The following is a 3,347-nucleotide window of genomic DNA, read 5'->3' as shown; positions in this document are numbered from 1 at the left end:
TGGCGGCACGCACGAGCGCCGCGTCCGCGTCGCCCTTCCGCGCCTGCTCCCACGCGGACAGCCACCCGTCCCCCTCCGGCGCGGCCGCCGCCCGCCCCAGCAGCTCGACCTGCAGCGCCCGGCGCTCCCAGTCGCCGGCCTCCGCCGAGGCCGCGAGGAGCTCCGCCGCCGGCTCCCACGCGCCGGTGCCGGCCGCGGCCAGGGCCGCTTCGGCCGCCGGGTCCGGCGCGGTCGCGTAGCGGAGGTCCTGCTTCTCCGCGGGCAGCAGCCCGAGCTCCGCCGAGCGCTCCGAGCCCTGGGCCGCTTCGCGGGCCGCGACCTCGGGCGACGACATCGACCTGAGCAGGCGGTCCGTGCCGCGCCGGGACCGGAACCAGAAGTAGAGGCAGATCCCGAGCAGGATCACCAGGATGACGCGTGACACGTGGGGTCCAATCGGTCGGCCCGGAGCACTCTTCGCACGGGTGTTCCGGTGTGTTCGGTTCCTTCAGTGTGCCCCCTCGCTCCGTGCGGCTGTCACGCGTGCCGCGGCGGAGCGCCGGGAGGAGCGGGCGGGGCGTGGGGAGGGGTGAGCGCGGCCGGGGTGTCAGCGCGGCAGCGTGGCCGGGCTGCCGCCGTTCGCCTCGTACCCGGCGACGGCCGCCGCGCGGTGCAGCGCGTACTCCCCGGCGGGGTCGGCGGAGTACGTCCACGGCACGGCGCCGACCTGCCCGTCCACGTGCACGAGCTGCGTCATCGCCTCGCCCCAGCGCGACATGCGCACCAGGAAAAGGACCAGCAGGTGCCGCACGTGGGGCAGCACCGGGTCGTCCGGGCGGGCCGTGTGCGCGGCGAACATCGCCCCGGCCACCGCCTTGGTGACCGCCTCGCCGCGGTAGAAGCTCCGTACGAGGTTCACCTCGGGCAGGTGCTCGTACAGCGCGAACAGCGGCAGCGCCGCCAGCAGGGAGTCTCGGGGCGCGCGGGCGGCCGCCGAGGACGCGAACCGGTCCGCGTCCTCGCGGGAACCGTGCCAGGACGCGCTCCAGTAGCGCAGCGCCTGGAGGTGCGCGCCCATGTGGGCGGGCGCGCGGTCCATGACCTTCGCCCACAGCAGGTCGAACTCGGCGGAGGAGTACGCGAGGCCCCGGGCCACCGACAGCTCCACGATGTACGGAACCGGGTCGCCGGGAGCGAGCAGCGCGGCCTCGCCGCAGACCGTGCGCGCCTCCTCCAGCAGGATGCGGAACTCCTCCTGGCCGGGCCGCGACGTACGCCACGCCTGCTGCACCAGGAACTCCGCCTGCACGGCCGCCGCGCCGGGGTCCTTCGGCGCCTCGACCCGCCACTCGCGCAGCCAGCGGGCGCCCGCGCCCGGCCGGGAGGCGAGTTCCAGCGACGCGGCGCCCGCGAAGCCCTGCACGCGCTGCCAGCGGCTCTCGCCGAGCGCGGGTGTCGCCTCCAGCAGCCGGGAGGCGGCGCCCCACTGCCCGGTGCCCTGCACGACGTCCAGCACGTGCAGCAGCTCGTCGTCGCGGCCCGGCACCCGTACGTCCAGCTCCTCCTGGCGCACGAAGCCGTACGCCTCCGGGTCGGCCGCGTCCGGTGAGCCCGGCGCCACCTGCCGGATCACCCCGCGCCCGCGGCGCAGGACCGGGCTCAGCGCGGCGGCGAGCAGGCCGAGGGCGAGCAGGAACCAGAGGATCTCCATGCCGCCATTGTCCCCGAGGCCCCCACCGGGCGGACGGCCCTCGGCCCGCCGCCCGCCGGGGACGTTCGAACGCGGGCCGCCGCCCTCAAGCGCGGACGGGCGGCCGTCACGGACCGCGCCCGCATCGCGACTACCCTCGGCCCCATGACCCACGAGCACTTCGGCGATTCGCTGCACTTCGAGACCCGAGCCATCCACGCGGGCAACACCGCGGACCCGGCGACGGGGGCCGTCGTCCCCCCGATCTACCAGGTCTCCACCTACAAGCAGGACGGGGTCGGCGGCCTGCGCGGCGGCTACGAGTACAGCCGCAGCGCGAACCCGACCCGCAGCGCCCTGGAGGAGAACCTCGCCGCACTGGAGGGCGGCACCCGGGGCCTGGCCTTCGCCTCCGGCCTGGCGGCGGAGGACTGCCTGCTGCGCACGCTCCTGGTGCCCGGTGACCACGTGGTCATCCCGAACGACGCCTACGGCGGCACGTTCCGACTGTTCGCGAAGGTCGCCTCGCGCTGGGGCGTCGAGTGGTCCGTCGCCGACAGCTCGGACCCCGAGGCGGTACGCGCCGCACTGACGCCCCGCACGAAGATCATCTGGGTGGAGACGCCCTCGAACCCGCTCCTCGGCATCAGCGACATCTCCGGCCTCGCCGGGGTGGCCCGCTCGGCCGGCGTGAAGCTCGTCGTCGACAACACCTTCGCGAGCCCCTACCTCCAGCAGCCGCTCGCCCTCGGCGCCGACGTCGTCGTGCACTCGACCACGAAGTACATGGGCGGGCACTCCGACGTCGTCGGCGGCGCGCTGATCGTCTCGGACGCCGCCCTCGGCGACGAACTGGCCTTCCACCAGAACGCGATGGGCGCCATCGCCGGCCCCTTCGACGCGTGGCTGGTGCTGCGCGGCGTCAAGACGCTCGCCGTCCGCATGGACCGGCACTGCGAGAACGCGACCCGCATCGCCGAGATGCTGACCCGGCACCCGCGCGTCTCCCAGGTGCTCTACCCGGGTCTGGCCGAGCACCCCGGCCACGAGGTCGCCGCGAAGCAGATGAAGGCGTTCGGCGGGATGGTGTCCTTCCGGGTCGCCGACGGCGAGGCGGCGGCGGTCGCGGTGTGCGACCGGGCGCGGCTGTTCACGCTGGGCGAGTCGCTGGGCGGCGTCGAGTCCCTCATCGAGCACCCGGGCCGCATGACGCACGCGTCGGCCGCGGGCTCGCCGCTCGAGGTGCCCAACGACCTGGTGCGCCTGTCGGTCGGCATCGAGTCCGGGGACGACCTGCTGGAGGACCTCAAGCAGGCGCTCGAACGGGACTGACGCACCGTCCGCTCCGCCGGGCGGCCCACCGCCCGGCGTCGTCCACCGCCGCCTGCCGTCCGTCGTCCGCCGCGCGGCTCAGGACCGCGGCGGGGTGCCGCCCGGGCCCGGCCGTGCGGGGCCCGGTCCGGCGGTGCCCGGAGCGGGGCGGCCCGGGCTCAGAACACCTGGGGCGGCGGCGCCACGACGGAGGGCGGGGCCGCCCAGGGATCGGCGATCACGAGCCAGGCGAGCAGCAGCGCGAGCCCCGCGAGCAGGGTCAGTGCCGCCGCCCTGCGGGCCACGCGCCGGCGCTGTGCGATCCGGGTGCCGCGCGCGGCGGCGTGCAGCGCGAGCCCCGGCGGAA

At 76.0% G+C, this 3,347-nt stretch carries 3 protein-coding genes and 1 pseudogene; 1 reads left to right on the top strand and 3 read right to left on the bottom strand.

Features of this window, described 5'->3' with window-relative positions; translation table 11 throughout:
• Both L1885_RS25815 and L1885_RS25810 read right to left on the bottom strand, forming a co-directional pair.
• A pseudogene (locus L1885_RS25815) lies at positions 1-424 on the bottom strand (hypothetical protein); the annotation flags it as partial.
• 162 nt (positions 425-586) lie between these two features.
• A complete protein-coding gene (locus L1885_RS25810; RefSeq protein ID WP_235799576.1) occupies positions 587-1,690 on the bottom strand; it encodes a hypothetical protein in 1,104 nt (367 codons plus the stop codon).
• Between the two features lie 144 nt (positions 1,691-1,834).
• Between L1885_RS25810 and L1885_RS25805 the strand changes: the two genes are divergently transcribed.
• Positions 1,835-3,001, top strand: a complete 1,167-nt coding sequence (locus tag L1885_RS25805; RefSeq protein ID WP_235799575.1) for a cystathionine gamma-synthase — start codon at positions 1,835-1,837, stop codon at positions 2,999-3,001.
• 158 nt (positions 3,002-3,159) lie between these two features.
• Here the strand turns inward: L1885_RS25805 and L1885_RS25800 are convergent.
• A partial coding sequence (locus tag L1885_RS25800) for a hypothetical protein (RefSeq protein WP_235799574.1) occupies positions 3,160-3,347 on the bottom strand: 188 nt, incomplete at its 5' end.

Origin of the sequence: Streptomyces fuscigenes, from assembly GCF_021556455.1 — a bacterium.
Classification (GTDB): Bacteria; Actinomycetota; Actinomycetes; order Streptomycetales; family Streptomycetaceae; genus Streptomyces; species Streptomyces fuscigenes.
Note: the sequence above shows the minus strand (reverse complement) of the source record. Positions and strands in the feature narration are given on the sequence as shown.

Coding starts and splice junctions, on each gene's coding strand:
- L1885_RS25810 (WP_235799576.1), bottom strand. CDS start 1,690: ATGGAGATCCTCTGGTTCCTGCTCGCCCTCGGCCTGCTCGCCGCCGCG.
- L1885_RS25805 (WP_235799575.1), top strand. CDS start 1,835: ATGACCCACGAGCACTTCGGCGATTCGCTGCACTTCGAGACCCGAGCC.